Below are 23,028 nucleotides of genomic sequence, written 5' to 3' on the forward strand. Positions count from 1 at the left end.
AATTCGGGGTCAGGTCTGACATTCGGACAAAGTATGCGCTTCGCGCATACTTTGTCCGAATGTCAGACCTGACCCAGAATTTAATTGGTGCTGCATCAAGTCGAAATAGAGGCCGCTGCGGTCGCGTATGAGCTCTTCGTGTCGTCCTTGCTGCACGATGCGGCCGTCCTGCATTACCAGGATGCGGTCGGCTTTGACGATCGTGGAGAAGCGGTGGGCGATGATGATCGTGGTGCGGCCTTCCATCAGGCGCTCCAGCGCGGCCTGCACCTGCGTTTCGCTGGCGGCGTCCAGGGCGCTGGTGGCTTCGTCCAGTATCAGGATGGCGGGATTGCGCAGCAAGGCGCGGGCGATGGTGAGGCGCTGTTTCTGGCCGCCGGAGAGCTGCACGCCGCGCTCGCCCACTTCGGTGTTGTAGCCGTGCGGGAAGGCGCTGATGAAGCCGTGCGCGTTGGCTAGCCGGGCGGCGGCGGCCACTTCGTCGCGGCTGGCGCTGCGCCCGGGCAGGGCGAAGGCGATGTTGTCGTGGATGCTGCCGGCGAACAGCGCGGGTTCCTGTTCCACAATGGCGATGCCGGCGCGCGCCGCATGCGCGGGGCAGGGGCGGCCGTCGAACAGCACGCGTCCCGCCTCGGGTTCGTAAAAGCCCAGCAGCATGCTGGCGATGGTCGATTTGCCGGCGCCGGATGGGCCGACCAGCGCGATCTTCTGCCCGGCGCTGACGCGGAAATCCACTTTGTCGAGCGCCAGGTGCTGCGGCCTCTCAGGGTAGCGGAAGCTCACGCAGTCGAAGGCGAACTGCCCTGCGAGCGCGGCGCCTCCGGCTTCCGGCTCGGGCGGCGGCGCGCTGTCGATCATTTCGAACAGGCGCTCGGTGGCGCCCACGGTGCGCATCCAGTCGCTCCAGAAGTCGTTGACCATGCCGGCCGATTCGGTGGCCATGGCGGCGTAGATAATGAAGGCGGTGAGCTCGCCGATGCTGAGCGTGCCCTGGTTGATCAGGTGGGCGCCGTATCCCAGCGTCAGCAGCAGGGCGAAGTAGGTCAGGAAGGACGATACGCCGCGCACCGCGCCAAACAGGCGGGTGCTGGCGATGGCGGTTTGCAGGGCGCTGGCGGTGGCTGCTTCGTAGTGCTGCTGCGCGCGCCGATACTGGCCGAAGGCGCGCACCAGCCGTGCATTGGCCAGGTATTCATGCGCCACCTTGCCGGCTTCGGCCTGGCCGTGCTGGATCGCGCGCGCGCGGGCTTTGAGCCGCTTGCCGCTCCAGGCGCTGAGCAGCATGCTGAGCGGGGTGTAGCACAGCAGCACCAGGCACAGGGCGGGCGAAATCGCCAGCAGCATGGCGGCGGCACCGGCCACAATGATCAGGCAGCGCAGGGCGATGGAGAGGCCCATGCTCAGGGCGTCGTGCAGCTCTTCGGCGTCGGCCGCCAGGCGGCTGGTCAGCTCGCCCACGTGGTGCTGGTCGAAGAAGGCGACCGGCTGGCGCAGCAGGGCGGCGTACACCTGGCGCCGGATGCTGGTGACGATCATGTAGCCGGTGGATTGGAACAGGTAGTAGCGCAGGGTGGCGGCAAAGCCTTGCAGCACCAGCACGGCCAGCGCCGCCAGGAAGAAGGTGCCGTACCATGCCGCCTCGCGGCCCTTGCCGGCGTTGTCGATGAAGTAGGCCAGCGCCTTGGGGTAGGCCAGCTGCACCGCGACCGCCAGCGCCATGCATAGCAGGCCCGCCGCCATGCGCCAGGCGAAGGGGCGCACCAGTTGCAGGCGGCGCAGATGCGGGTTCAGGCGGCCTCCTGCTCGGCGCGTCTTTCCTGCATCTGCTGGCGGAAGGTTTCCCAGTTTTCGTCGCCGATCGTGCCGCCTGTTTGCAGCCGGCCTTCTTCGTCGACGAACAGGTAGAACGGGGAGCTGAGGGTGGGATTCAGTGCCTGGTAGCTGCGCATGTCGAGGCGCAGGGTGTGGGCCGCGAGCGGGCTGCCGCGCAGGAAGCGCCGCAGGCGCCAGCGCGGTTCGCGGCTCACCAGCCAGAGTTCCAGCCCGGCGTCGTCCAGATGCGGCAGGTAGTTCGCCAGCTCTGGCAGCTTTTCCCGGCATTTGGGGCAGGTGCTGGAGAGGAAGACCAGCACGGCGGGCATGCCGGCGCCGGGCAGCTCCCTGCGCGCGCCGCCTTGCAGCGGGCGCGCGGTGACGGCGGGGATGATCTCGCCGCGCGGCGGCGTGGCCAGGCGTTCGCCTGCCGCAGCCAGGTGGCGCGCCGCGTCGACTGCCGCCAACGAGAGCAGCAGCGCGAGGGCGACGCCGAATGCCAGCACGCCCAGCACCAGGTAAAGCACGCCGCTATCCATCACAGCACTCCCTTCCTGGCGTACATGAGCAGCATCATGATCTCGTGCAGCTTGGCCAGCACCACCGCCAGCAAGGTGGCGACGCCGAGGGCGCATACCGTGGCTTGCCAGCCGCCCGCCGCCGCGGCGGCCGTGCCGCCATGCGCCAGGCTGAACGCCAGCGCCGCGATGATGGCGAGGTTGCGCGCCAGGTCGAAGCCGGATACGGCGCGGTCGGCATCGCCGAAGCAGCTGCACTTGACGATGTCTTCGGTGGCGTACTTCCATGCCACCACGGCGGTGAAGCCGACGAACAGGGCCAGCGCCCCGGCCAGCGCCGCCTGCCCGGTCGCGCCGCCTGCCGCCAGGCCGAGCGCCAGTCCCAGTTCGCTGCCGGCGATGGCGGGCGCCAGCCAGGCCGCCCGCGCTGGCGCGATGCCAAAGCTGGCGGCGAGGTTGGCGCGGAACTGCCCCAGCGCCTGCCACTTGCCGTGGGCGGCGGCCAGCAGGAGCAGGGCGGCCATCAGGCGCAGCACGTCGGCGCAGAAGGGGGCGGCGCTCATGGTGCCGGGTGCGCTTCGAGCTGCGCTGCGGGTTTGATTGCACGCCAGCGGCCATGCAGCCCGCCGGGCCGCCGCCGCCGCAGGTGCAGGCTGTCGCGCGTGGCCAGCAGCATGTCGTCCCATTCGTCTTCTTCCGATTCGGCGGCGCCGCGCCCAAAGCTGGTGTGCAGCGCGCGCGCAATGTCCCAGGCCAGCGCTTCGGCCTGGGCGTGGCGCTCCACGCGCAGGCCCAATCCGCCCAGCTCCTGGCCGGTCAGGGCGTAGTTGTGGGAGTGGTAGTCCTGCATCAGGCGCCGCACGATGGCACGCCGCGCATCCGTGTCGAGCCGGGGCAACTGGCGGCGCAGCAGCTCTTCGCCGATCTGTTCCATCTCCAGCGTGGTGCGGTAGAACGCCGCCAGGGTGGGCGGGAAGATGTTCTGGCACATCAGCGCCAGGGCCTGCTCGCGCGCGGCGTCCGGGTCGGCGCCGAACCAGCTGGCGCACATCTTGCCGAACAGGCGGATGTCCTGGGCGGAGATGGAGCTGGTGTCGCCGCCCGCGTCGCCGTGCAGGTGCGGGTCGATGGGCGAGAAGATGGCGAGGTCGCCGGCGATGATTTCGTCGGCCGCCATGGCCAGCAGGGTGGCCGAGGATTCGCAGTAGTGCGGCACGATCACGCCCAGGTGCTGCGTGAATTCGCGCAGCAGCAGGGCGATGCGGCGCGCGCCGTTGACAACGCCGCCGCGGCTGAACAGCAGCACGTCGAGCCGCTCGTTCTTGCCGATCGCGCGCAGCTGGTCGTACAGGGCGGGCAGCATGTCGATGTCCAGCGTGGTGGCGGCCAGCACCAGCACGCGGCTGCTGCGCACCTGCTCCAGCCCGCGCAGCGCCTGCAGTCCGGCGAATCCTGTCATGCGCACTCCTTGCATAGCAAATCGGCCACGGCATCGAGCAGGCGGTACTCGGGCACCAGCTGTTCGATGAAGAGGAATTGGCCGCAGGGGTTGTTTTCGAGGAAGACGTAGTCGCCGTCCGGCGTCACGATCAAATCCAGCGCGCCGAAGGACAGGCCGTAGCTGTGGACGAACGCCAGGCAGCGCTGTTCCACGGTGGGCGGCAGGCGCTGCGCGCTATAGCGGATCTCGGCGGACATGTCGCGGCAATCGACCAGCGTGCGTTCATCGTCCTGCGAATCGATGCGCGCGGCGAACACGCGCTCGCCGATCACGGTGACGCGCAGTTCGTACTGCTTGGGGATGTATTCCTGGAAGTGGCATGCCAGCTCGCTGACCGCGTCCAGGCATGCGCGCATGTCGGCGGTGACCAGGGTCGTGGCCAGGCCGGTGGCGATGCACTCGTCGTCGGCCACGCGGTCGGCGCCCAGCAGGGGCGAGGACAGCGATTTGAAAATGCCCTCTCCGGGCAGCGCATCGAGGAAGGCGCGCGCTTCCTGCGGGTCGTTGGTGACGATGGAGGCCGGCACGCGGAAGCCGTGGCACATGGCGCGCTGCAGTTGTTCGCCCTTCCAGCAGGCGCCGCGCAGCGCGGTCGGATGGCTCATCCAGAAGCAGTCGATGGTGTACAGCAGCCCAAACAGGGCTTGTTCGCTCTCCTGCAGGGCGTAGGCCTTTTCCTGCGGCGCCAGGTCGTCGCTGGCAAAGGCGAATTCGCCGGACTTGCGGTTCCACACCGCGCGCACCTCGTCCAGGCTGACGCGCGCGCCGCTTGGCAAGTGGTGCAACTGCGCGTGCAGCACGCCGTGCAGGAAGACCTGGCTTAGCTGGTAGTCGCGCGGGAAGGCATCGAGGTCGATGCGGAAGCAGCGCTGTCCGCGCGCGGCCAGCAGCGGCGCCATCATGTCGGCGTGCAGGTCGCGGGAATTGCTGATGATGAGAATCGTGTTGTTCTGTGCCATAGGCGGGCGACAAAAAAGCCTCGCCCCGGTGGAGCAAGGCTTCCTGTCTTGCGCGAATCAGCAATAAACGCCGCCGTCGCCCCAGCGCGTACGGGCGCGCTCGGAAGGGAAGGAGCAGCCGGCGGTGGCTACACCCTGGCGCGCTTGCCACTGCTGGGTGGCTGGCTTTCTCACTTCGGTTTTAATTTCTGCGACTTTGAATGCAAACAGCTTTTTCTCATTCTGCTTTTTCATTTTCCACTTCTTTCTTAAAAAAGTTGATCATGATTGCTAAGTCACCGCCGGGATGCGACGGAAGGCGAATGTAGCTCGTACGTTTCAGAAACGTCAACAAAAAAAATCATATGCAAGTAAGGGAATAGTGCTACGATATATCGTATTGAGATATATCTTAAGGGGAAAGTCATGTTCCACTTCTTCCGCGGCCGGCACCGGCTGCACCATGAGCACCACCATCACCAGCGCGGCGGCGGCGGGCGCGGGCCGAAGATGTTCGACTCCGGCGCCATGCGCTACGTCGTGCTGCAACTGATCGCCGACAAGCCGCGCCACGGCTATGAAATCATCAAGGAACTGGAAGCGCTGAGCGGCGGCAGCTATTCGCCCAGCCCCGGCGCGATCTACCCGCTGCTGTCCATGCTGGCCGATATGGGCCATGTCGACATCGTCAAGGACGGCAATAAGAAGCTGTACTCCGTGCTGCCGGAAGGCCTGGCCTTCCTCGAGGAGAACCGCGCCATGGTGGACGCCTATATGGCGCGCCTGTCCTGCAGCGGCGGGGAAGAGGGCGGCGATTTGCGCAGCCTGATGCACGCGCTGAAGGAAGCTGTCATCAGCCGCGGGCGCGGGCCGCGCAGCACGCGCGAGCACGTCGATGCCATCCGCGCCATCCTCAAACACGCCACCAACGAAATCAATAAACTGAACTAATGAGCCAAGCACTTACCCCGCAACGCGAACGCGCAGTCCTGTGGCTGTTGGCGTTCATCCAGTTCACCGTCATCATGGACTTCATGGTCATGATGCCGCTCGCCCCGCAGCTGATGCAGGCCTTCTCGATCAGCGCGGCCCAGGTATCGGGCGCGGTCTCGGCCTACGCCTGGTGCGCCGGGCTCTCCGGCCTGCTGGCCGCCACCTATGCCGACCGCTTCGACCGCAAGAAGCTGATGCTGGCCGTGTTCATGCTGTTCAACCTGTCCAACCTGGCCTGCGCCCTGGCGCCGAACTTCCATGTGCTGGTGCTGTCGCGCGCCTTTGCCGGCATGACCGGCGGCGTGCTGGGCGCGCTCAGCATGTCCATCATCGCCGACCTGATTCCGGCTGAACGGCGCGGCGCCGCCACCGGCATCGTGATGACGTCCTTCAGCATGGCCGCCATTGCCGGCGTGCCGGCCGGCGTCATGCTGGGCGCGTACTTCGGCTGGCAGTCGCCGTTCTACCTGCTGGTGCTGTTGTCGATGCTGGTCTGGGCCGTGGCGGCGCGCGCGCTGCCGTCGATGACGCAGCATATGGCGCGGGCGCCGGTGCCGCTGGCGCGCGTGCTGCCCGAGCTGTTCGGCCTATTCACGGTGGGCGCCCACTTGCGCGGCTTTTTGCTGTGCTTCGCGGTCACGGTGAGCGGCATGATGGTGATTCCCTTCATCTCGCCCATGCTGGTGGGGAACCTGGGCATCGCGCCGGCGCAGATCAGCTATGTCTACCTGTGCGGCGGCATTGCCACCTTGTTCAGCTCACGCCTGATCGGCGGCTGGTCGGACAAGGCCGGCAAGCAGCGCGTGTTCCGCTGGGTGGCGCTGTTCTCGATCGCGCCCACGCTGTTCATGACGCACATGCCGCAGATCCCGCTGCTGCTGGTGATGCTGTTCTTCCCCTTCTTCATGGTGGCCATGTCAGGACGCTTCGTGCCGATGCAGGCGCTGCTGACGACGATCCCCGAGCCGCAACGGCGCGGCGCCTTCCTGAGCGCGAATGCGGCGGTCCAGCAGCTGGGGACGGGCGTGGGCGCCTTTGCCGGCGGCCTGCTGGTGCACACCGATGCCGGCGGACGCCTGGTCGGCTATGACACCATCGGCATCATCGCCTCGGTGCTGATGGCGTTCGCCGTGTGGTGGGTCGGGCGCGTGCAGCCGGCCAGCGCCCCGGCGGTCACGCGCTCGCCGGCCTGACGACCAGCTGCAGCAGGCTGCGGCCTTGCTCCAGCACCGGCTTGGCCAGCGCGTCTTGCATGATGCTGTGCAGGCTGCCCTCCAGCACGCGGTTGCCTTCCTGCGCCAGGATGGTCAGGCGCATGCGGCCGTTGTGCGGCGCGTGCGCCGGCTTGTGCGGGTTGGCCGCGCCATAGGCGGCGACGGCTGCCGCCACCAGGGTTTTGGCCTGCTGCGCCACATCCTCCGGCGCGCCTTCGAAGACGGCAGTGCCGCCGTCCTGGCCGATATAGCGCACGCGCCCGTCGGCGTAGGCGGCCAGCGTGTCCATGCTGTGCTCCAGCGGCACTTCGATCACCACTCCCAGCACTTGCGGCGCGGCCGGCGCGTGGCCGTGGGCGCGCAGCCACTGCGCCGCCAGCAGGCGCACGCGCGATTCTTCGGTGGCATCCTGCGCCATGGCCTGCACCACGCGCACATCGGGCGCATCGCCGAACAACTGGCCGGCATCGTCGGCGAACAGCATCCGGTGGACGACGTTCAGCTCGTCTTTGGCATAGGGCGCGTCAGCGCGGGTGCGGGAACCGACGCCCAGCGCCGCAAACAACTTCTTGAACATCGGGTCAGTCCTTCTGCTTCTTGCGCCACTGATCAAGCGGCAACAGCTCGCCGCTGGTATCGTCCTCCACCAGGATCTCGCCGCTCGCGTGCGAGACCAGGAAGCTGGCCAGCGACTGCGCCATATCGTCGCCATTCTCCACGAAGCTGAGCTGGTAATGGGGTTTGCCGTTCACGTCGCGCGGCGCGGGATCGGTTTCCAGCAGCGCGCCGTGGCGGGTGCCGCTGCTGCGCTGCTCGATGTTCTCGGCCCAGCGTTTCAGCTCCGGCAGCGCCATCAGCTTCGCCACCGCCTGTTCGCGGCTCACGGCGGCTTTCGCCGCCGGAGCAGCGACCACCGCCAAAGCCGATGGCGCCATGGCCGGCGCGGGCGCCGCCTCGGATCGGTGGTTGCTGGCGTACCAGGCGCCGGCGCCGGCAACGAGAAGGCCGGCGACCGTGCCGGCAATGGCGGATTTGCGGGAAGAGGTCATGCGCAGCGCACCACAGCAGTTAAAGTGCGCCCATACTAACAGATCCCATCCCGTGCACGGACCTGCTAGCGTTTGCCGGAGGATGCGGCCGATTGCCGCGTTGCTTTGACGTGGTAATCCCTGACTTCCATCGCCGCACCATCGAAATCCAGTCCGGCAATGGCGTCGCGGATCGCGTCATACAGGATGTCTTTTGCGGTCGTCATGCTGGCGCTGGAAGTGTTGACGTAGGTCGACGTCTGGCCTTTGTCCGAGACGATATTGAGTCCGGGCAGCGTGAGCTTGATCTCCGCCCAGCCGACGGACGCATTGCTGAGGACGGTGGCGCCGCGATGCGCGAAGAGGGGCAGGTGCGTGTCTCGGTGATCGACAACGGGCCGGCCATTTCAAGTGTGGAAGGCACCGGATTGGGCCTGTCGAATATCCGCCAGCGCCTGGAGGCCATCTACGGCCAGCGCGCCTGGCTCGAAGTAGGGGCCATGGCTGCGGGTGGCTTTATCGCCTCGATCGTGGTGCCCGATGAAGCAGGGAATTTACTTGGAAAAGCCGCATGAAGACGCCAACCGCTGTCATTGCTGAAGACGAACCGCTGCTGCGCGCCGAGTTGCGCGACGCGCTGTCTGCTTTGTGGCCAGGACTTTCGATCGTAGCCGAAGCAGGCGACGGGGTTTCCGCCATTGCAGCGGTGCGCGAACATGCGCCCGACATCGCCTTCCTCGATATCAATATGCCCGGCCTGACCGGCCTTGAGGTGGCCCGCGTGATCCACGATCGGGTGCGCGTGGTGTTTGTCACCGCCTACAACCAGCACGCCCTGGAAGCATTCGATGTGGGCGCGCTCGATTACCTGACCAAACCGATCAACAAGCTGCGGCTGATGCAAACCATCGAGCGCTTGCAGGCAGGCCTCGGCCAGCCGCTGAAACTTGTGCCGGAAGCGACGCTGGCGGCGCTGCTCCAGCCGACGCCGGCGGCGGCCCCACGCAAACCCCTGAAATGGATCCAGGCTTCGGTCGGCAACCTGCTGCGCCTGATCACGGTGGATGAGATTTTCTTCTTCCAGTCGGACGTCAAGTACACGCGCGTTGTGACGGCGCAGGTGGATGCGCTGATTCGCAAGCCGATCCGCGAACTGATTGAAGAACTCGATCCCGACGTGTTCATCCAGGTCAGCCGGGCCGCCATCGTGAACCTGCACCGTGTTGAATCGATCTACCGCGAGGACGGCATGATGGAGGTACGGTTGAAAGGGCGGCCGGAACGGCTCAACGTCAGCACCGGATACCAGGCTGCGTTCCGCCAGTTGTAAAAGAAAAAGCCTGCGCGGCGTGAAACCGGCAGGCTTTTGCATGTAGCGAGCGCGCTTATTGCTGGCGGCGGCGCATGAATCCCAGCAAGCCCAGGCCTAGCAGGATCGAGGCCAGGGTGCCTGGTTCAGATACCTTGGTGGTCAGCGATACATTGTCCAGCGAGCCGCCGAAGCTGTCGCTGGTGCCGGCGGCCTTGAACTCGAGCTTGCTCAAGTTGCCGGCGCCGAACAGGGACAGGTCGTATTTGGTCCAGTTGGTCAGGTTGCTGTAGTTGTTCTGCGCCAGCTGTTTGACCAGTTGGCCGTTCCAGTACACGTCGATACCATTGGTCGCGGCGCCGGTTTGCTCGCGTGCGGCGTAGTAGAAGGACAGCTTATACTCGGCGCCGTTGCTGGTGTCGAAGGATTGGCTGATCCAGCTGTTGCCGGTGGTGTCCAGTTCCAGGTAGTTGCTGCCGTTCTGCGCGGCGCCGGCGACATTGTTGCGCACTTCGGCGCCGTTCGCGCCGACCAGCCAGCTGTCCAGGGCGTATTTGATGTTCCAGCTGTTGGCGGCAACGCCGTTGTTTTCGAAGCTGCCGTTCTTGATTAATTCAATGGTGCCGGCATTGGCGGCGCCAGCGGCCAGGATGAGCAGTGCAGCGATGAGCTTCTTCATGTTATTAAAAAGCAATATTAGTTGTCCAAAAATCAGTGCGATTGTAGCACGGCAATTGCCTAAAAAATCGTCAGCCGTGAAAAAAGGCGTATCGAGGACAACAGCGCAATCCGGGTCCGGTGGGCCCGCTTCAGCCTGCCGGACGGTGCTGGGCGGACAGTATGGCCATGAAGATGTAGCCATTGTCGGAGGGGACGCGATAAGCGCCCATGGCCTGCAACTGCTCGACGGCGATGGCGGTCATGTGCCAGCCGTCGTGCATGTCGGCTTCCCAGATGGGGACAGTGAGGTGCGGGTAGTCGCGCTCTTCGCCGGCATCGCGCACGGCGGCGATGCGTGAACGTACGCCTTCGAGCAGGCTGAAATTCGCCCAGGACCACATCCAGGTATTGCTGGCGGTGGAGAGCGTGCCGATGAACTCGATGTCGGCGACCAGTTCGGGCAGCTCGCCGCCGGAAAACACCAGCTGCGCGCGCTCCTGGTAATAGTCCCAGCGCGGATAGTCGTCCAGCCGGAGTTGCGCCGTCATGGCGGACTGTTTTTCCGACAGGGTGGCGCAATGGCCGTCGACGAACTTGGTCCACGCCTCAAGAGCGGGGCCCTGCAGGCGATTAACGCTCTGGCCGATGTGATGCTCGTAGCAGTGGCAGCAAATCAGTTGGATGCCCGCTTCGTCCTCGTTGTTTTCATTCCATTCGCCTTCCCGTTCGAGCGCAAGGTCGCACTCGGCGCACCAGGCGTCGCGCCACTGGGCGTCTTCTTCCGGATAGCCGCAGTACCAAGGCTGGACAGGATTGGCGAGCAGGTGCTGGCAGACGAAGGCGAACTGGCTTTCGCCGTGGGTGGGGCAGGTGATGGTATCGGTGCTCATGCGCGCATAGTACATAAAAAAAGCCCACCGCGTGGGTGGGCTTTCTGTGCCGGGAGGCGGGGGGATGAATTACATCATGCCGTCCATGCCACCCATGCCGCCCATGCCACCCATACCGCCCATGCCGCCGGCTGGTTTGTCTTCGGTGACTTCGGCAACCATGCAGTCGGTGGTCAGCATCAGGCCAGCGATCGACGCTGCGTTCTGCAGTGCCGAGCGGGTGACTTTAGCTGGGTCCAGCACGCCCATTTCAACCATGTCGCCGTAGGTGCCGTTGGCTGCATTGTAGCCGTAGTTGCCGGTGCCGGCTTGTACTGCGTTCACAACCACCGATGCTTCTTCGCCGGCGTTTTGCACGATCATGCGCAGTGGCTCTTCCATCGCGCGCAGCACGATCTTGATACCTGCGTCCTGGTCCGGGTTGTCGCCCTTCACGTTCAGGGAAGCGCGAGCACGCAGCAGGGCTACGCCGCCGCCTGGCACAATGCCTTCTTCCACAGCTGCGCGGGTGGCGTGCAGTGCGTCTTCAACACGTGCTTTCTTCTCTTTCATTTCGACTTCGGTGGCTGCGCCAACCTTGATCACGGCAACACCGCCGGCCAGCTTGGCCACGCGCTCTTGCAGTTTTTCGCGGTCGTAGTCGGAGGTCGCTGCGTCGATCTGGGTGCGGATCTGTGCCACGCGGCCTTCGATTGCGGAGGCTTCGCCGGCGCCGTCGATGACGATGGTGTTTTCTTTACCGATTTCGATACGCTTGGCTTGGCCCAGTTCCGCCAGGGAGGCTTTTTCCAGGGTCAGGCCGACTTCTTCAGCAACCACTTGGCCGCCGGTCAGGATAGCGATGTCTTCCAGCATGGCCTTGCGACGGTCGCCGAAGCCAGGAGCTTTCACTGCGCAGGTCTTCAGGATGCCGCGGATGTTGTTCACCACCAGGGTTGCCAGTGCTTCGCCTTCGATGTCTTCGGCGATGATCAGCAGTGGACGGCCGGCTTTGGCAACTTGCTCCAGTACTGGCAGCAGGTCACGGATGTTGGAGATCTTCTTGTCGCACAGCAGAACGAATGGGTTCTCCAGGACGGCAACTTGCTTCTCTTGGTTGTTGATGAAGTACGGGGACAGGTAGCCGCGGTCGAATTGCATACCTTCCACGATGTCCAGCTCGTCGTGCAGGGATTTGCCGTCTTCCACGGTGATGACGCCTTCCTTGCCCACTTTTTCCATCGCTTCAGCGATACGCTCGCCGATCGATGCGTCGGAGTTGGCGGAGATCGCGCCAACCTGGGCGATTTCCTTGGAGGTGGTGCATGGCTTGGAGATCGACTTCAGCTGGTCGACGGTGGCAGCAACTGCCTTGTCGATGCCGCGCTTCAGGTCCATTGGGTTCATGCCGGCGGCAACGTATTTCATGCCTTCGCGCACGATCGCCTGAGCCAGCACGGTTGCGGTGGTGGTACCGTCACCGGCGTTGTCGGAGGTCTTGGAAGCGACTTCCTTGACCATCTGCGCGCCCATGTTCATCAGCTTGTCTTTCAGTTCGATCTCTTTAGCGACCGAAACACCGTCTTTGGTGACGGTTGGGGCGCCGAAGGAGCGCTCCAGCACCACGTTGCGGCCTTTCGGGCCCAGGGTGACTTTAACGGCGTTGGCGAGGATGTTGACGCCTTCAACCATCTTGGAGCGAGCGCTGTCGCCGAAAATAACTTCTTTAGCTGCCATGTTTTATTCTCCTGAATTCTGTATCGGTAGGGCGGTGATTACTTCTGAACCACGGCCATGATGTCTTCTTCGCGCATTACCAGCAGTTCCTGGCCGTCCACTTTGACAGCCTGGCCGGCGTATTTGCCGAACAGGACGCGGTCGCCCACTTTCACTTCCAGAGCGCGCACGGTGCCGTTGTCGGCAACTTTGCCGTTGCCTACTGCCAGCACTTCACCCTGGTCTGGTTTTTCAGCGGCTGCATCAGGGATGATCAGGCCGGACGCGGTCTTGGTTTCCTGGTCCAGGCGTTTGACGATGACGCGGTCATGCAAAGGGCGAAGGTTCATACAAAACTCCTTTTACTCGGTTTATTGACAGTTGTTAGCACTCTCGGCTAACGAGTGCCAATGATTATAGGGACGACACTTTGGCTTTTCAAGAGAATTTCTTTTGCGAATGCTCAAACCTTGCGCACAAGACAATTGTGTCTATAAGGCAATATGAGCTCAGGGGCGGGTGTCAGGCGTGTTGCCGACGAAGTGGCGACGGGCAAAAGCCAGTGCCAGGCGCTGCAGCGGATGGCGGTTGCCGCCGGGGCGCCAGGTGGTCACCATCTTGTCGCGGTAGGCGTCGAACTGGAAGCCCCAGGGCGCGGCCAGCACGTCGCCGCGCCGCAGGAGGATTTTCAGGGCCTGGCTGGCGGCAATGCCGGCGCACAGCTGGCAGCCCATGCTGGTGGAGGGGCCGCGGCGCTGCGCCAGGTCGACCCCTTGCGGCCACACCAGGTAGCTGCGGTGCAGGCCGGCCGGGGCCAGGCCGACCAGGAAGCGCAGCGCCTTGTCCACTTCCGGCAGGTCGCCCCATTGGAAGTAGTCCTCAAAACTCATTTTGCCGGGCAGGAAATTCAGGCAGGAGGCGCCCATGCCCAGCGGCGCCGCCATGGTGGCGGGAATGCCGTGCGCGGCGCAGTGGCCGTACACCAGCTGGCGCGCGCTAAAGGCGTAAAAGTCCAGGCCGTCCACATACACGTCGACCCCTTGCAGGAACTCGGCCACGTTGGACGCATTGACGCCGTCGCCGAACTGGCGGATCTCGACTTCCGGGTTGATGTCCTGCGCCATGCGCGCCGCCGCCTCCACTTTGGGCACGCCCATGGTGGACATGTAGGAGGCGGCTTGGCGGTTCAGGTTGGGAATGTCGTAGCTGTCGAAATCGGCGATGTGGAAGGCACCCACGCCCAGGCGCGCCAGGGTCAGCAGGTAGCCGCTGCCCACGCCGCCCATGCCGGCAATGGCGATGCGCTTGCCGCGCAGGGCTTGCTGTTCTGCCGGCGTTACCCAGCCGAGGTTGCGCGAAAACGCCTCGTCGTAGCGGAAGGCCGGTTTCTGGTCACGACTTGCCATTGGGCAGCTCGAGCATTCTGTTGACGATTCCAATTTCCTCACGCGGCGAGAAAAAATGCGGGTAGAAGGAGCGCACGCCGGGCACATGGCCCTGGCCGCCGTAGCGCTGGATCTGCTCGGTCATATACGCCAGTTCCACGCACATCAGGATGCCTTGCACGCTGACGCGCGGATTCATCTTGGCCTCGCCCAGCTGCTTGAAGCCGAGCGCATTGTCGAAGAAGGCGCGGTGGCGCGGCTGCACTTCAATGAACATATGGGTGCATTGGTGCAGGTCGCGCGCGGTGATCACGGCCAGGTGGAACATGGCGGCCTGGTATTGCTTGCTGGTGCCGGCCATGTCGAAGGCGAACTTGATGATCTCGCAGATGCGCCCGCCCGCGGCGCGCACCGCGTCCAGCTCCGGTTTGAACAATTCGTCGGCCAGCAAGCCTTCCGGGCAATCCAGGCCCACGCTCAGGGTGCCGACCGCTTCGCCTTTCTGGCTGGCCATCAGGGTGACCCGGTTGGCCACCGGTTTCAAGGCGTGGTTGCCGCTGAAGCCGCGCCAGCTGTACATGCGGTGGATCAGCATGCTGGCCTGGTTGCGCCCGGCGGGCGTGTCGACCATTCTGATCCCGAAGTTCAGCTCCTGCGTGATCTGGTCGGGCAATTGCGCGAGTACGGGGTCGCCTTCGCTCACCGTATGCGGGGTGGCGTCGTCGTCGGCCGATTCCGGCGCGAGCTTGGATGGGGCGTCTTGGCTGCTCTGCATGGCGAACTCCTCCAACGAGCGCAAGGCGTCAGCTCATTCCAAAGGTATCATGGTGAAAGCCATGAAATGCAACAAACGCGCAGCGCGAAAAAACAATAGTGGCACGGCGAGCTCATGTGGGCAAGCGTAATGCGTCGCCCAAATAGCTAGTCCCCGCCAAGCGGCGGGGACTTTGCGCGAGGCCTGCTTAGCTGCGGCGCAGGCGCTGGGTGCCCAGCAACATCAGGCCCAGGCCCAGCAGCGCAATGCTGCCCGGCTCAGGAATCGCGTTGCCGTTGAAGTCCAGGATACCGGTCTCGGAGTTGATCGCCACCACGTTGGCCGCCACGCAGTTCGCGGTGTCGCAGATAATGCCTTGCGAGGTGTTGTTGAACGCGGTGAAGGCGGCGTTATAGAACGGACGGGGATCGGTGAAGAAATCGTAGCCGTCCGGGTTGACCGGATCGTCGTACAGGGTCCAGCCGAAGTTCAGGTTCTGGAACGCGCCGCCCAGTGCATCCAGGCCGCCGATGCCGGCGTTCAGGACGTTGGAGCTGGCCAGCTTGTATTGGATGCCGTTGACGCCGACGGTCGGATCGAGCGCCACGGTCGATTGCGAATAAGTGTTGTCGTTGCCCGGATCGGCCCACATTTCGAAGCTGAAGCTCGACACCGTGCAATTCACGCCCGGGCCCAGCGGGCCGGTACAGGTGAACTGCTGGCTGAACACGGCGTACAGGCCGTAGTCGACGTTCACGCGCGAGACGCCGCCGGTCACCGGCGAGCTGTCCAGCGCAAAGCCGTTGAAGAAGGCGTAACCATTGGCTTTGTACACATTGACCGGGTCGCCCACGTCGTGGCGGATGCGGCTGGAGGAGAAGCCGTTGATGGCGTCAGCGTTAAAGATGGTGCCGGTGCCGGCGATGGTGGTTGGGTCCACCGTGAAAATCGGGGCAGCGGATGCCTGGGATGCGCCGAGCAGGGCCAGGGCGCCTGCCAGCAATCCGCATAACTGTTTCTTCATGCTTGTTCTCCATTCAGGTTCTGGTTGGAAGTTTGGCTAATGCCAACTGGTTGCCAGTCCTGTATAAGCAAGCGCCATGCCTAAATCTGGGCCTGCGTGTAAATACAAGCACTTATCAATTACTTACAAATTGGTATTTGGGTAACTATTATATTGCTGTAAAAATTTCCGACGAAATTTCAATGAAATCAATGACTTGCAGATTGCCTAGTTACTGCGCGGCAGGCAAGGTCAGGCTGAACGTGACCTGGCTTGGCGTGCATTCCGCAAGGCGCAAGTCGCCGCCATGGGCGCGCGCGATTTCGCGCGCCAGCGCCAGGCCCAGGCCGACGCCGGCCACGCGCCGGTTGTGCGCTTCGTCGGCGCGGTAGAAACGGTCGAACAGGCGCTCGCGGTGTTCGAAGGCGATGCCGGCCGACTGGTTGGCGATATCGACCTGCCAGCCGCCCGCCGCGCGCCGCGCCTGGATTGCGATCCAGCCTTCCGGCACGCCGTATTTGACGGCGTTGCTGACCATGTTCTGCAGCACCTGGCGCAGCAGGTCGGCGTCGCCGCGCGTCGCCATCTGCGGCGGCAACTGCAGCTGCAGCGGGCGTTCCGGCGCCATCATGTCCAGGTCGTCGGCCAGTTCGCGCAGCAGCGGCACCAGGTCCAGCGGCTGCATCGGGATCTGCAGCTGGCCGGCGTCGGCGCGCGACAGCATGAGCAGCTTGCGCACGATGCTGTCCAGGCGCCGCACTTCGTCCAGCATGTCGGCCAGCGCCTGTTCCAGCTCCGGGTTGTCGGCGGCGCGCTCGAAAGCGCGCTCCAGTTCGCCCTGCAGGATGGCGACCGGCGTGCGCAGCTCGTGCGCGGCGTCGCCGGAGAAGCGTACCGACTGCAGGAAGCTGCGCTCCAGCCGGTCCAGCATGTCGTTGAAGACGGTCACCAGGCGCTCGAACTCCAGCGCCTCGTCGTCGGCCGACACGCGCTGCCGCATATCGCTGGCGCGGATGCGCTCCATCACGCCGGTCAAATGTTCGATCGGGCGCATGGCGCGCCCGGCCAGGTACCAGGCCACCAGGCCGACCAGCAGGCACAGCAGCACCACGGCGCCGCCGAAGCGCACGATGGTGGCTTTCAACTGCGCCTCCGACAGGGAGGTGTTGACGCCCAGTTGCACCAGGACGTCGCCGCGCCGGGTCTGCCCGATGCGCCACTGGGTGCCGCCGCCGTAGTAGGTGCGCAGCTCGCCGTCCAGCGCTTCCGGCACCAGCAGGGAGACCGGCCAGTTGCGGCTCTGGTACACCTTTTCGCCCTTGCCGTTCACGGCGCGCAGGATGGCGAAGTTCTCGCTGCTGCCGACCGGCGCGAAGCCGCTGAAGCTGGCGTTCAGGTGGGCGTCGATGGCCGGCCAGACGGTGTGCGCCGTGGCGCCAAAGCCGGGCCCGGCCAGGTGGGCCACCATCATCCGGTCCAGGATGCTGCTGCGGCGCTGCATTACCGTCCAGGAGGAGGCGACAAACAGCGCCGCCACCACGCCAATGGCCAGGCCGGTGGTGATCAGCGCAATGCGGACGCGGAAGGAGCGGATGAAGGGGCGGCCGGCGGGAATCATGCGCTCGGCTCTTTGTCGCCGTCCGGCTTGCGCAGGCGGTAGCCGACGCCGCGCACCGCTTCGATGGCGATACTGTCGGGCAGGCTGAGTTTTTTGCGCAGGCGCTGGATGCAGACGTCCACCATATTGGTCTGCGGCTCGAAATCGTAGCCCCACACGTGTTCCAGGATCTGGGTGCGGGTGTAGACGCGGCCGGGCGAGCGCATCAGGTATTCCATCAGGTTGAATTCGCGGCTGGTGAGCTCGACTTCGCGGCCCTCCAGTTCGGCGACGCGGGTCAGGCGGTCCAGCTTGAGCGGCCCCACCGCCAGCACGTTCTGCCGCTCGCCGCTCACGCGCCGCAGCAGGGCGTGGATGCGGGCGATCAGTTCTTCCACGAAGAAGGGCTTGGCCAGGTAGTCGTCGGCGCCCAGGTTCAGGCCCTGCAGGCGGTCGTCCAGCTCATTGCGCGCGGTCAGCAGGATGACCGGCGTGTCGCGCCCTTCGCGGCGCAGGCCCTTCAGGATGGCCAGGCCGTCACGCCCGGGCACCATGATGTCGAGCAGGATGATGTCGTACTGGCGCGAGAGGGCGTAGTCGTAACCGAGGTTGCCATCTTCGCAATGGTCTACCAGGAAGCCCTGTTCGCGCAATCCACTGCACACAAAACTGGCAATCCGCTGTTCATCTTCGACGAGGAGGGCTTTCATTTTTCTATTTTCCAGAAGTACAAAAGCGCCGTCAATGCGGCGCTCGATTACAGAATTGTAATCAAAGTGTAAGGCCTTTTGTCATCTTCTCTTGATGTAATGAAAGAGTAGTAATCCTTTTTCAACAATCGGGAGAGAAACCATGGGCTTCGGCAGCTGGTTCAAAAAAAACGTCGTGAAACCCATCGAGAAGGTGGTCGACAAGGTGGGCGACGCAGTGAAGGATATGGGCGACGACTTCAAGGACATTGGTAGTGCCTTTGAGCAAGTCGGCAACGATATGGCGGCCGCCGCCAAAAAAATCGCGGAGCTGGGCTATACGAAGAAGAGCCTGGGCAATGGCGATAACAATTACACCGCCAGTTCGCTGGGCGCCAACATCATCCATGGCGACGGCGGCAACGACAACATCACGGTCAACGCCGGCGCCTATAACAATATCTACGGCGACGACGGCAACGATACCCTGACCGTCAAGGTGGGCGGCTACAACGTGATCGACGGCGGCAACGGCAACGACACCATCCGCATCGACGTTGGCATTTACAACAAGGTCTCCGGCGGCAATGGCGACGACCACATCACGATCGCCGCTGGCGCGGCGGCCGACGTCGACCTGGGCGAGGGCAATAACCGCCTGTCGGTCAACTCGGCCTACAACGAGATCGACGGCGGCAACGGCAACGACGATGTGACCGCCAACGGCGGCTGGAACGACATCGAGTTGCGCGGTGGCAACAACACCGTGGTGGCCAACGGCGGCAACAACAAGGTGGTCACCACCGGCGACGGTCACGACAACATCACCGTCAACGGCGCCAACAACGTGGTCAACGCGGCCCATGGCGTCAACACCGTGCGCGCGATCGGCGCCGCCAACAACATCTACACCGGCAACTGGGACGATACCGTCACCGTCGATGGCGCCAACAACATCATCAACACCGACGGCGGCCACGACCGCGTCACCGTCAACGGCGTCAACAACGAGATCAAGATCGGCGACGGCAATAACGTGCTGGTGGCCAACGGCGGCAGCAACAAGGTGTATGCCTGGGGCGACGGCCATGACAATATCACCGTCAACGGCGGCTCCAACGTGGTTGATGCAAGCCACGGCAACAACACCGTGAATGCTGGCGGCGCCTCCAACGTGATCAATACCGGCAACTGGGACGACGTGGTGGTGGCGGATGGCATTTCCAACGTCATCAACACCAATTACGGCGCCGACCGCATTACCGTGAAGGCGGCCAATAACCAGATCAATGCGGGCGAAGGCAACAACACCATCAATGCCGAAGGCGGCCGCAACAAGGTCACTGCCGGCGGCAACGACGACACCATCACCGCAGCGGGCGTGTCGAACGAAATCAATGCGGGCCACGGCAACAACAACGTCACCCTGAACGGCGCCAGCAATGTGCTGAACGCGGGCGACGGTTCTGACCGCGTGACCGCCAACGGCGCTTCCAACGTGATGAACCTAGGCCACGGCAACAACACCGTGACGGTGAATGCTGCGTCCAACGTGGTGACCACCGGCGCCGGCGTCGACAAGATCGACGCCAAGGGCGGCTCCAACGTCATCAACAGCGGCGCCGGCAACGACAGCGTGACAGCGATCGGCGGCCTGAACGTGGTCAACGCGGCCGACGGCAAAGACAGCGTGCTGGCGCTGGGCGGCGGCAACGGCATCAACGCCAACGACGGCAACGACACCATCATCGCCGGCGGCGGCGCCAACGTCATCGTGGAAGGCGGCGGCAGCAGCAATATCGTGGCGGGCGGCGCGGTCAATGTGATCTATACCGGCGGCGGCAACAACAAGGTCGGCGCGCTGGGCAGCACCAATGCCCTGGTCAGCAACCAGGGCGGCAACCTGCAGGCAGCCGTGGGCGTGAACAACGTGATCCTGTCCAACGGCAGCGGCAACACCATGCTGGGCCTGGGCGCGGGCAACCTGATCGCCAGCGCCGTGGGCGGCAACACCACCATCGCCGCCGGCGGCACCAACGTGGTGCTGACCGAACTGGGCGGCATGGTCAAGGCGGCCGCCGGCGGCCTGGGCTCGGTGCTGTCGAACGTGATGCCATCCAAGGATGCGGCGAAGGCCGTGACCAACGCCACCGGCAAGCTGACCTCCGCCCTCAACAGCGGCGTCGGCAACGACATCGTGGTGGCGGCGGGCGGCAACAACGTGGTCTACACCGGCGGCGGCAAGGATATCGTGACCGCCGTGGGCGGCAACAATATCGTGCTGGCCAACGGCGGCGACAATGTCACCACCGCCCTGGGCGGCAACAACGTGGTGGTGAACATGGCCGGCAACAACGTGGTGACGGCCGCCGGCCAGAACAACGTGGTCGTCACCGGCCTGGGCGAAGGCATCAACGATGTCAGCGCCAAGCTGGGCAACCTGGCGGGCGGCGTGACCTCGCAAATCACCAAGTTCATCGGCAACAACGTCGCCGGCGGCAACGGCAATGACGTGGTGACCGCCATCGGCAACACCAATGTGGTGTACAGCGGCGGCGGCAACGACGTGACCACCGCCATCGGCGCCAACAACGTGGTCTGGAGCGGCAACGGCAACGACGTCGCCACCGTGTTCGGCGCGCGCAATATCGTCTGGGGCGATGCGGGTGTGGACAAGGTGACCGCGGTGGGCGCCAACAACCTGGTCGTCACCGGCGACTACAAGGAAGTGGCGGCAACCGCCGTCGGCCTGATCGACTCCATCGCCGCCGGCGTGGCAGCCACCGACCTGGTCGGCAAGGCAGGCCTGAGCGCCGCCGCGACCAGCCAGTCCGGCACGGAAGTGATCACCGCCTTCGGCAAGAACAACGTCCTGGTGGGCGGCAGCGCTGCCACCATCGTGACCGCCGCCGGCGAAAACAACCTGGTGGCCACCGGCGCCAGCAACGACGTGATCACCGTCGCTGGCAGCAAGACCGGCATCGTGTCCGGCGCCGGCAACGACGTGGTGACTGCGGTCGGCACCTACAACGTGGTGGTGGCGGGCGAGGGCAACAACGTCGTCACCACCGTCGGCAAGGCCAACCTGGTCGAAGGCGGCTCCGGCAACGACGTGCTGACCGCGCTGGCCATCGGCAGCGCCGCCAAGGTCAACGCCAACGCCAACATCCTGGTCGGCGGCGACGGCAACAACGTCATGACCGTGATCGGCAAGGACAATGTGGTGGTCGGCGGCAGCGGCAAGGACGTGGCGGTGATGATCAGCTACGGCGGCTCCAACACCAAGAACACCACGACCGAGAAGGAAGGCTCCGACCAGACCACCACCAGCCAGACCACCGGCAGCACCCAGCTGAACGTGGGCTGGACCGGCGCCGGCAACGACGTGGCCGTGGTGTACGGCGACCACAACGTGGTGCTGGCAGACGCCGGCGACGACACCCTGGTGGTGCTGAACTCGGGCAGCAAGCTGTCCTACAGCAGCAAGACCACCCAGGCGGTGGAAGGTTCGGACAAGTCGCAGACTGTCAGCTCCTCCAAGGTCAGCATCGACACCGGCATGAACTTCGTGCACGCCGGTTCCGGCAACGACACCATGATCCTGGCCGGCACCACCACCGTCGGCATGGGCGGCGAGGGCAACGACACCATCGTGTCCTCCGGCCAGAACAACGTCGCCATCGGCGGCAGCGGCGACGACGTGATCATCGGCCTGGCCGAGATCACCGTCTTCAACGCGGCCGAAGCGCTGGTCGAAAACGAGTACGAATCGGCCGGCGACTGGGTGGGCGCCGCCATGAACGCCAAGTTCATCAAGTCGCAGTACGCATCCCTGGCCAAGGGCGACCTGGGCAAGCTGAACCTGGTGGGCAATGTGATCGTGGGCGGCGACGGCAACGACACCATCTTCGCCACCAATGCCGGCACTTACGTCGGCGGCGGCAACGGCAACGACACCATGATGGGCCTGGGCTGGGGCGTCTTGACCAAACTGCTGGTCAGCAACAGCAAATCCATCAGCGGCGCGGTGAGCGACGTGGGCGCGGGCTTCGACGCCGTGACCAAGTACCTGAACAAGTCCTTCGGCGAAGAACTGCTGAAAGGCTGGAACAGCCTGTCGACCGATATGAAGTCGGCGCTGGACAAGGCCACCGTCAACGCCAGCGACCTGATCGACGACATGGCCAATGCCGGCAACAGCGCCGTCAACGCCATCAACGGCGTGTCGGGCCTGAACATGGCCGATTTTGACTTCGCCAGCGCGCTCAAGTCGGCGCTGGAAGGCGGCAAGGGCGGTTTGAACACGGCCATTAACGGCATCGGCAGCGGCGTGGGCTATGTGGCCGACGTCGATGTCGGCAGCGGCATCAGCACCGCCGTCAACTGGACCGGCGAGGCAGTCAGCACCGCCTCCGGCGCCAGCGCCTCCGGCATCGACTGGCTCGGCAAGCAGCTCGGCGTCAACTTGCAGCTCGACCAGTTCAAGGGGATGGACTTGTTCATCGCCGGCTTCATCGCCTACACCATGGGCTACAAGTACGCGGGCAACAACCGCCTCTGGGGCGGCGCCGGCGACGATACCATCTACTCCGGCATGGGCGCCGACCACTTGCACGGCGGGGCAGGCAAGGACATCTACATCATGTCCATGGGCGACGGCAAGGACACCATCCACGAAACGGCGGGCGGCAACGACATCCTCAAGTTCAGCGCCAACAAGCTCTTTAGCGTGGCGATGAAGACCGACAACGTGAAGGTCAATATCGAGGGGAGCGACCTGGTGGTGAACTACGTGGACAATAACAAGTCCTACGCCCAGTTCACGGTGGAGAACTACAAGTCCGTCAACATTGCGGAACTCGACCTTCTCGACGCCGCCGGCGCCACCGTGGGCGTGCTCACGATGGCGCAATTGCTCGAGCGGGCGCAGAACAGCGCCAGCCCGTACGAGATGGCGTCGGTCTGGACCGCTGACCGCATGCAGGACTTCGCCCAGTTGGTGGGCACGGCCTTCTCCGGCCAGCCCGCCTAAGGCGGCGTAG

23 protein-coding genes are annotated in these 23,028 nt (G+C 64.4%); 5 read left to right on the forward strand and 18 right to left on the reverse strand.

From position 1 onward, the window contains the following. Window positions 1–9: 9 nt before the first annotated feature. From GTP41_RS06175 to GTP41_RS27065, 6 genes are read right to left on the reverse strand one after another with little or no spacing between them, the layout of a single operon-like run. Window positions 10–1,761, reverse strand: coding sequence for an ABC transporter ATP-binding protein (locus tag GTP41_RS06175; RefSeq protein ID WP_371867286.1), 1,752 nt, complete (start codon window positions 1,759–1,761; stop codon window positions 10–12). 26 nt (window positions 1,762–1,787) lie between these two features. Beyond that, the gene (locus tag GTP41_RS06180) at window positions 1,788–2,351 is read right to left on the reverse strand and encodes a redoxin domain-containing protein (protein WP_161024703.1); all 564 of its coding nucleotides are present in this window, start codon (window positions 2,349–2,351) and stop codon (window positions 1,788–1,790) included. Next, the gene (locus tag GTP41_RS06185; protein WP_161024704.1) at window positions 2,351–2,893 is read right to left on the reverse strand and encodes a MauE/DoxX family redox-associated membrane protein; all 543 of its coding nucleotides are present in this window, start codon (window positions 2,891–2,893) and stop codon (window positions 2,351–2,353) included. The genes GTP41_RS06180 and GTP41_RS06185 overlap by 1 nt, the downstream gene beginning before the upstream one ends. After that, on the reverse strand, window positions 2,890–3,789 hold the full coding sequence (locus GTP41_RS06190; protein WP_161024705.1) for an SDH family Clp fold serine proteinase: 900 nt from the start codon (window positions 3,787–3,789) through the stop codon (window positions 2,890–2,892). Before GTP41_RS06190 ends, GTP41_RS06185 begins: the two co-directional genes overlap by 4 nt. After that, window positions 3,786–4,790 carry an ATP-grasp domain-containing protein gene (locus GTP41_RS06195; RefSeq protein WP_161024706.1) on the reverse strand — a complete coding sequence of 335 codons (1,005 nt, stop codon included), beginning with the start codon at window positions 4,788–4,790 and terminating at the stop codon, window positions 3,786–3,788. The genes GTP41_RS06190 and GTP41_RS06195 overlap by 4 nt, the downstream gene beginning before the upstream one ends. A 57-nt stretch (window positions 4,791–4,847) precedes the next feature. Then, window positions 4,848–5,024, reverse strand: a complete 177-nt coding sequence (locus tag GTP41_RS27065) for a hypothetical protein (RefSeq protein WP_202419645.1) — start codon at window positions 5,022–5,024, stop codon at window positions 4,848–4,850. A gap of 171 nt (window positions 5,025–5,195) precedes the next feature. Between GTP41_RS27065 and GTP41_RS06200 the strand changes: the two genes are divergently transcribed. Together GTP41_RS06200 and GTP41_RS06205 are read left to right on the forward strand one after the other, a co-directional pair. Continuing rightward, window positions 5,196–5,720, forward strand: a complete 525-nt coding sequence (locus GTP41_RS06200) for a PadR family transcriptional regulator (protein ID WP_229502765.1) — start codon at window positions 5,196–5,198, stop codon at window positions 5,718–5,720. Then, on the forward strand, window positions 5,720–6,955 hold the full coding sequence (locus GTP41_RS06205; RefSeq protein WP_161024707.1) for an MFS transporter: 1,236 nt from the start codon (window positions 5,720–5,722) through the stop codon (window positions 6,953–6,955). Before GTP41_RS06200 ends, GTP41_RS06205 begins: the two co-directional genes overlap by 1 nt. On the opposite strand, the gene GTP41_RS06210 is transcribed toward GTP41_RS06205, so the two are convergent. The 3 genes from GTP41_RS06210 to GTP41_RS06220 form a co-directional block, all read right to left on the reverse strand. Continuing rightward, window positions 6,936–7,553 carry a hypothetical protein gene (locus GTP41_RS06210; protein WP_161024708.1) on the reverse strand — a complete coding sequence of 206 codons (618 nt, stop codon included), beginning with the start codon at window positions 7,551–7,553 and terminating at the stop codon, window positions 6,936–6,938. The two genes, GTP41_RS06205 and GTP41_RS06210, sit on opposite strands and share 20 nt — an antisense overlap. A 4-nt stretch (window positions 7,554–7,557) precedes the next feature. After that, window positions 7,558–8,025, reverse strand: a complete 468-nt coding sequence (locus GTP41_RS06215; RefSeq protein WP_229502766.1) for a hypothetical protein — start codon at window positions 8,023–8,025, stop codon at window positions 7,558–7,560. Window positions 8,026–8,090: 65 nt separating this feature from the next. Next, the gene (locus GTP41_RS06220; protein WP_161024709.1) at window positions 8,091–8,231 is read right to left on the reverse strand and encodes a hypothetical protein; all 141 of its coding nucleotides are present in this window, start codon (window positions 8,229–8,231) and stop codon (window positions 8,091–8,093) included. 126 nt (window positions 8,232–8,357) lie between these two features. Between GTP41_RS06220 and GTP41_RS06225 the strand changes: the two genes are divergently transcribed. Together GTP41_RS06225 and GTP41_RS06230 are read left to right on the forward strand one after the other, a co-directional pair. After that, the gene (locus GTP41_RS06225; protein ID WP_161024710.1) at window positions 8,358–8,579 is read left to right on the forward strand and encodes a hypothetical protein; all 222 of its coding nucleotides are present in this window, start codon (window positions 8,358–8,360) and stop codon (window positions 8,577–8,579) included. After that, window positions 8,576–9,334 carry a LytR/AlgR family response regulator transcription factor gene (locus GTP41_RS06230; protein WP_161024711.1) on the forward strand — a complete coding sequence of 253 codons (759 nt, stop codon included), beginning with the start codon at window positions 8,576–8,578 and terminating at the stop codon, window positions 9,332–9,334. The genes GTP41_RS06225 and GTP41_RS06230 overlap by 4 nt, the downstream gene beginning before the upstream one ends. 55 nt (window positions 9,335–9,389) lie before the next feature. Here the strand turns inward: GTP41_RS06230 and GTP41_RS06235 are convergent, their stop codons facing one another. The 9 genes from GTP41_RS06235 to GTP41_RS06275 all read right to left on the reverse strand — a co-directional run bounded on the left by GTP41_RS06235 (window position 9,390) and on the right by GTP41_RS06275 (window position 18,007). After that, entirely contained in the window at window positions 9,390–9,992 is a 603-nt protein-coding gene (locus GTP41_RS06235) for a DUF642 domain-containing protein (RefSeq protein WP_161024712.1), read from the reverse strand. Window positions 9,993–10,122: 130 nt separating this feature from the next. Then, window positions 10,123–10,863, reverse strand: a complete 741-nt coding sequence (locus GTP41_RS06240) for a DUF6882 domain-containing protein (RefSeq protein ID WP_161024713.1) — start codon at window positions 10,861–10,863, stop codon at window positions 10,123–10,125. Between the two features lie 69 nt (window positions 10,864–10,932). Further along, window positions 10,933–12,579 carry a chaperonin GroEL gene (groL, locus tag GTP41_RS06245; protein ID WP_161024714.1) on the reverse strand — a complete coding sequence of 549 codons (1,647 nt, stop codon included), beginning with the start codon at window positions 12,577–12,579 and terminating at the stop codon, window positions 10,933–10,935. A 38-nt stretch (window positions 12,580–12,617) separates the two neighbouring features. Next, window positions 12,618–12,908, reverse strand: a complete 291-nt coding sequence (groES, locus tag GTP41_RS06250) for a co-chaperone GroES (RefSeq protein ID WP_028101749.1) — start codon at window positions 12,906–12,908, stop codon at window positions 12,618–12,620. Window positions 12,909–13,067: 159 nt separating this feature from the next. After that, window positions 13,068–13,964 carry a ThiF family adenylyltransferase gene (locus tag GTP41_RS06255; protein WP_161024715.1) on the reverse strand — a complete coding sequence of 299 codons (897 nt, stop codon included), beginning with the start codon at window positions 13,962–13,964 and terminating at the stop codon, window positions 13,068–13,070. Beyond that, complete coding sequence (locus tag GTP41_RS06260) at window positions 13,951–14,718, reverse strand: N-acyl amino acid synthase FeeM domain-containing protein (RefSeq protein ID WP_229502767.1); 768 nt, start codon at window positions 14,716–14,718, stop codon at window positions 13,951–13,953. The genes GTP41_RS06255 and GTP41_RS06260 overlap by 14 nt, the downstream gene beginning before the upstream one ends. A gap of 187 nt (window positions 14,719–14,905) precedes the next feature. After that, window positions 14,906–15,721, reverse strand: coding sequence for a flocculation-associated PEP-CTERM protein PepA (pepA, locus tag GTP41_RS06265; protein WP_161024716.1), 816 nt, complete (start codon window positions 15,719–15,721; stop codon window positions 14,906–14,908). A 211-nt stretch (window positions 15,722–15,932) separates the two neighbouring features. Beyond that, window positions 15,933–17,318: a sensor histidine kinase gene (locus GTP41_RS06270; protein ID WP_202419646.1), complete on the reverse strand. Its 1,386-nt coding sequence runs from the start codon at window positions 17,316–17,318 to the stop codon at window positions 15,933–15,935. After that, window positions 17,315–18,007: a response regulator transcription factor gene (locus GTP41_RS06275; protein ID WP_161024717.1), complete on the reverse strand. Its 693-nt coding sequence runs from the start codon at window positions 18,005–18,007 to the stop codon at window positions 17,315–17,317. Before GTP41_RS06275 ends, GTP41_RS06270 begins: the two co-directional genes overlap by 4 nt. A gap of 142 nt (window positions 18,008–18,149) precedes the next feature. Between GTP41_RS06275 and GTP41_RS06280 the strand changes: the two genes are divergently transcribed. Beyond that, window positions 18,150–23,018, forward strand: a complete 4,869-nt coding sequence (locus GTP41_RS06280; RefSeq protein WP_229502768.1) for a serralysin-like metalloprotease — start codon at window positions 18,150–18,152, stop codon at window positions 23,016–23,018. Window positions 23,019–23,028 lie beyond the last annotated feature (10 nt).

The sequence above is a fragment of the Pseudoduganella guangdongensis genome, assembly GCF_009857475.1.
Lineage (GTDB): Bacteria > Pseudomonadota > Gammaproteobacteria > Burkholderiales > Burkholderiaceae_D > Rugamonas > Rugamonas guangdongensis.

What these genes read in the sequence shown, in the direction of transcription:
- GTP41_RS06280 (WP_229502768.1), top strand. Translation starts at nt 18,150, where the DNA reads ATGGGCTTCGGCAGCTGGTTCAAAAAAAACGTCGTGAAACCCATCGAG.
- GTP41_RS06195 (WP_161024706.1), bottom strand. Translation starts at nt 4,790, where the DNA reads ATGGCACAGAACAACACGATTCTCATCATCAGCAATTCCCGCGACCTG.
- GTP41_RS27065 (WP_202419645.1), bottom strand. Translation starts at nt 5,024, where the DNA reads ATGAAAAAGCAGAATGAGAAAAAGCTGTTTGCATTCAAAGTCGCAGAA.
- GTP41_RS06240 (WP_161024713.1), bottom strand. Translation starts at nt 10,863, where the DNA reads ATGAGCACCGATACCATCACCTGCCCCACCCACGGCGAAAGCCAGTTC.
- GTP41_RS06215 (WP_229502766.1), bottom strand. Translation starts at nt 8,025, where the DNA reads ATGACCTCTTCCCGCAAATCCGCCATTGCCGGCACGGTCGCCGGCCTT.
- GTP41_RS06235 (WP_161024712.1), bottom strand. Translation starts at nt 9,992, where the DNA reads ATGAAGAAGCTCATCGCTGCACTGCTCATCCTGGCCGCTGGCGCCGCC.
- groES (WP_028101749.1), bottom strand. Translation starts at nt 12,908, where the DNA reads ATGAACCTTCGCCCTTTGCATGACCGCGTCATCGTCAAACGCCTGGAC.
- GTP41_RS06200 (WP_229502765.1), top strand. Translation starts at nt 5,196, where the DNA reads ATGTTCCACTTCTTCCGCGGCCGGCACCGGCTGCACCATGAGCACCAC.
- GTP41_RS06270 (WP_202419646.1), bottom strand. Translation starts at nt 17,318, where the DNA reads ATGATTCCCGCCGGCCGCCCCTTCATCCGCTCCTTCCGCGTCCGCATT.
- groL (WP_161024714.1), bottom strand. Translation starts at nt 12,579, where the DNA reads ATGGCAGCTAAAGAAGTTATTTTCGGCGACAGCGCTCGCTCCAAGATG.
- GTP41_RS06230 (WP_161024711.1), top strand. Translation starts at nt 8,576, where the DNA reads ATGAAGACGCCAACCGCTGTCATTGCTGAAGACGAACCGCTGCTGCGC.
- GTP41_RS06220 (WP_161024709.1), bottom strand. Translation starts at nt 8,231, where the DNA reads ATGACGACCGCAAAAGACATCCTGTATGACGCGATCCGCGACGCCATT.
- GTP41_RS06190 (WP_161024705.1), bottom strand. Translation starts at nt 3,789, where the DNA reads ATGACAGGATTCGCCGGACTGCAGGCGCTGCGCGGGCTGGAGCAGGTG.
- GTP41_RS06260 (WP_229502767.1), bottom strand. Translation starts at nt 14,718, where the DNA reads ATGCAGAGCAGCCAAGACGCCCCATCCAAGCTCGCGCCGGAATCGGCC.
- GTP41_RS06210 (WP_161024708.1), bottom strand. Translation starts at nt 7,553, where the DNA reads ATGTTCAAGAAGTTGTTTGCGGCGCTGGGCGTCGGTTCCCGCACCCGC.
- GTP41_RS06205 (WP_161024707.1), top strand. Translation starts at nt 5,720, where the DNA reads ATGAGCCAAGCACTTACCCCGCAACGCGAACGCGCAGTCCTGTGGCTG.
- GTP41_RS06225 (WP_161024710.1), top strand. Translation starts at nt 8,358, where the DNA reads ATGCGCGAAGAGGGGCAGGTGCGTGTCTCGGTGATCGACAACGGGCCG.
- GTP41_RS06185 (WP_161024704.1), bottom strand. Translation starts at nt 2,893, where the DNA reads ATGAGCGCCGCCCCCTTCTGCGCCGACGTGCTGCGCCTGATGGCCGCC.
- GTP41_RS06180 (WP_161024703.1), bottom strand. Translation starts at nt 2,351, where the DNA reads ATGGATAGCGGCGTGCTTTACCTGGTGCTGGGCGTGCTGGCATTCGGC.
- pepA (WP_161024716.1), bottom strand. Translation starts at nt 15,721, where the DNA reads ATGAAGAAACAGTTATGCGGATTGCTGGCAGGCGCCCTGGCCCTGCTC.
- GTP41_RS06255 (WP_161024715.1), bottom strand. Translation starts at nt 13,964, where the DNA reads ATGGCAAGTCGTGACCAGAAACCGGCCTTCCGCTACGACGAGGCGTTT.
- GTP41_RS06275 (WP_161024717.1), bottom strand. Translation starts at nt 18,007, where the DNA reads ATGAAAGCCCTCCTCGTCGAAGATGAACAGCGGATTGCCAGTTTTGTG.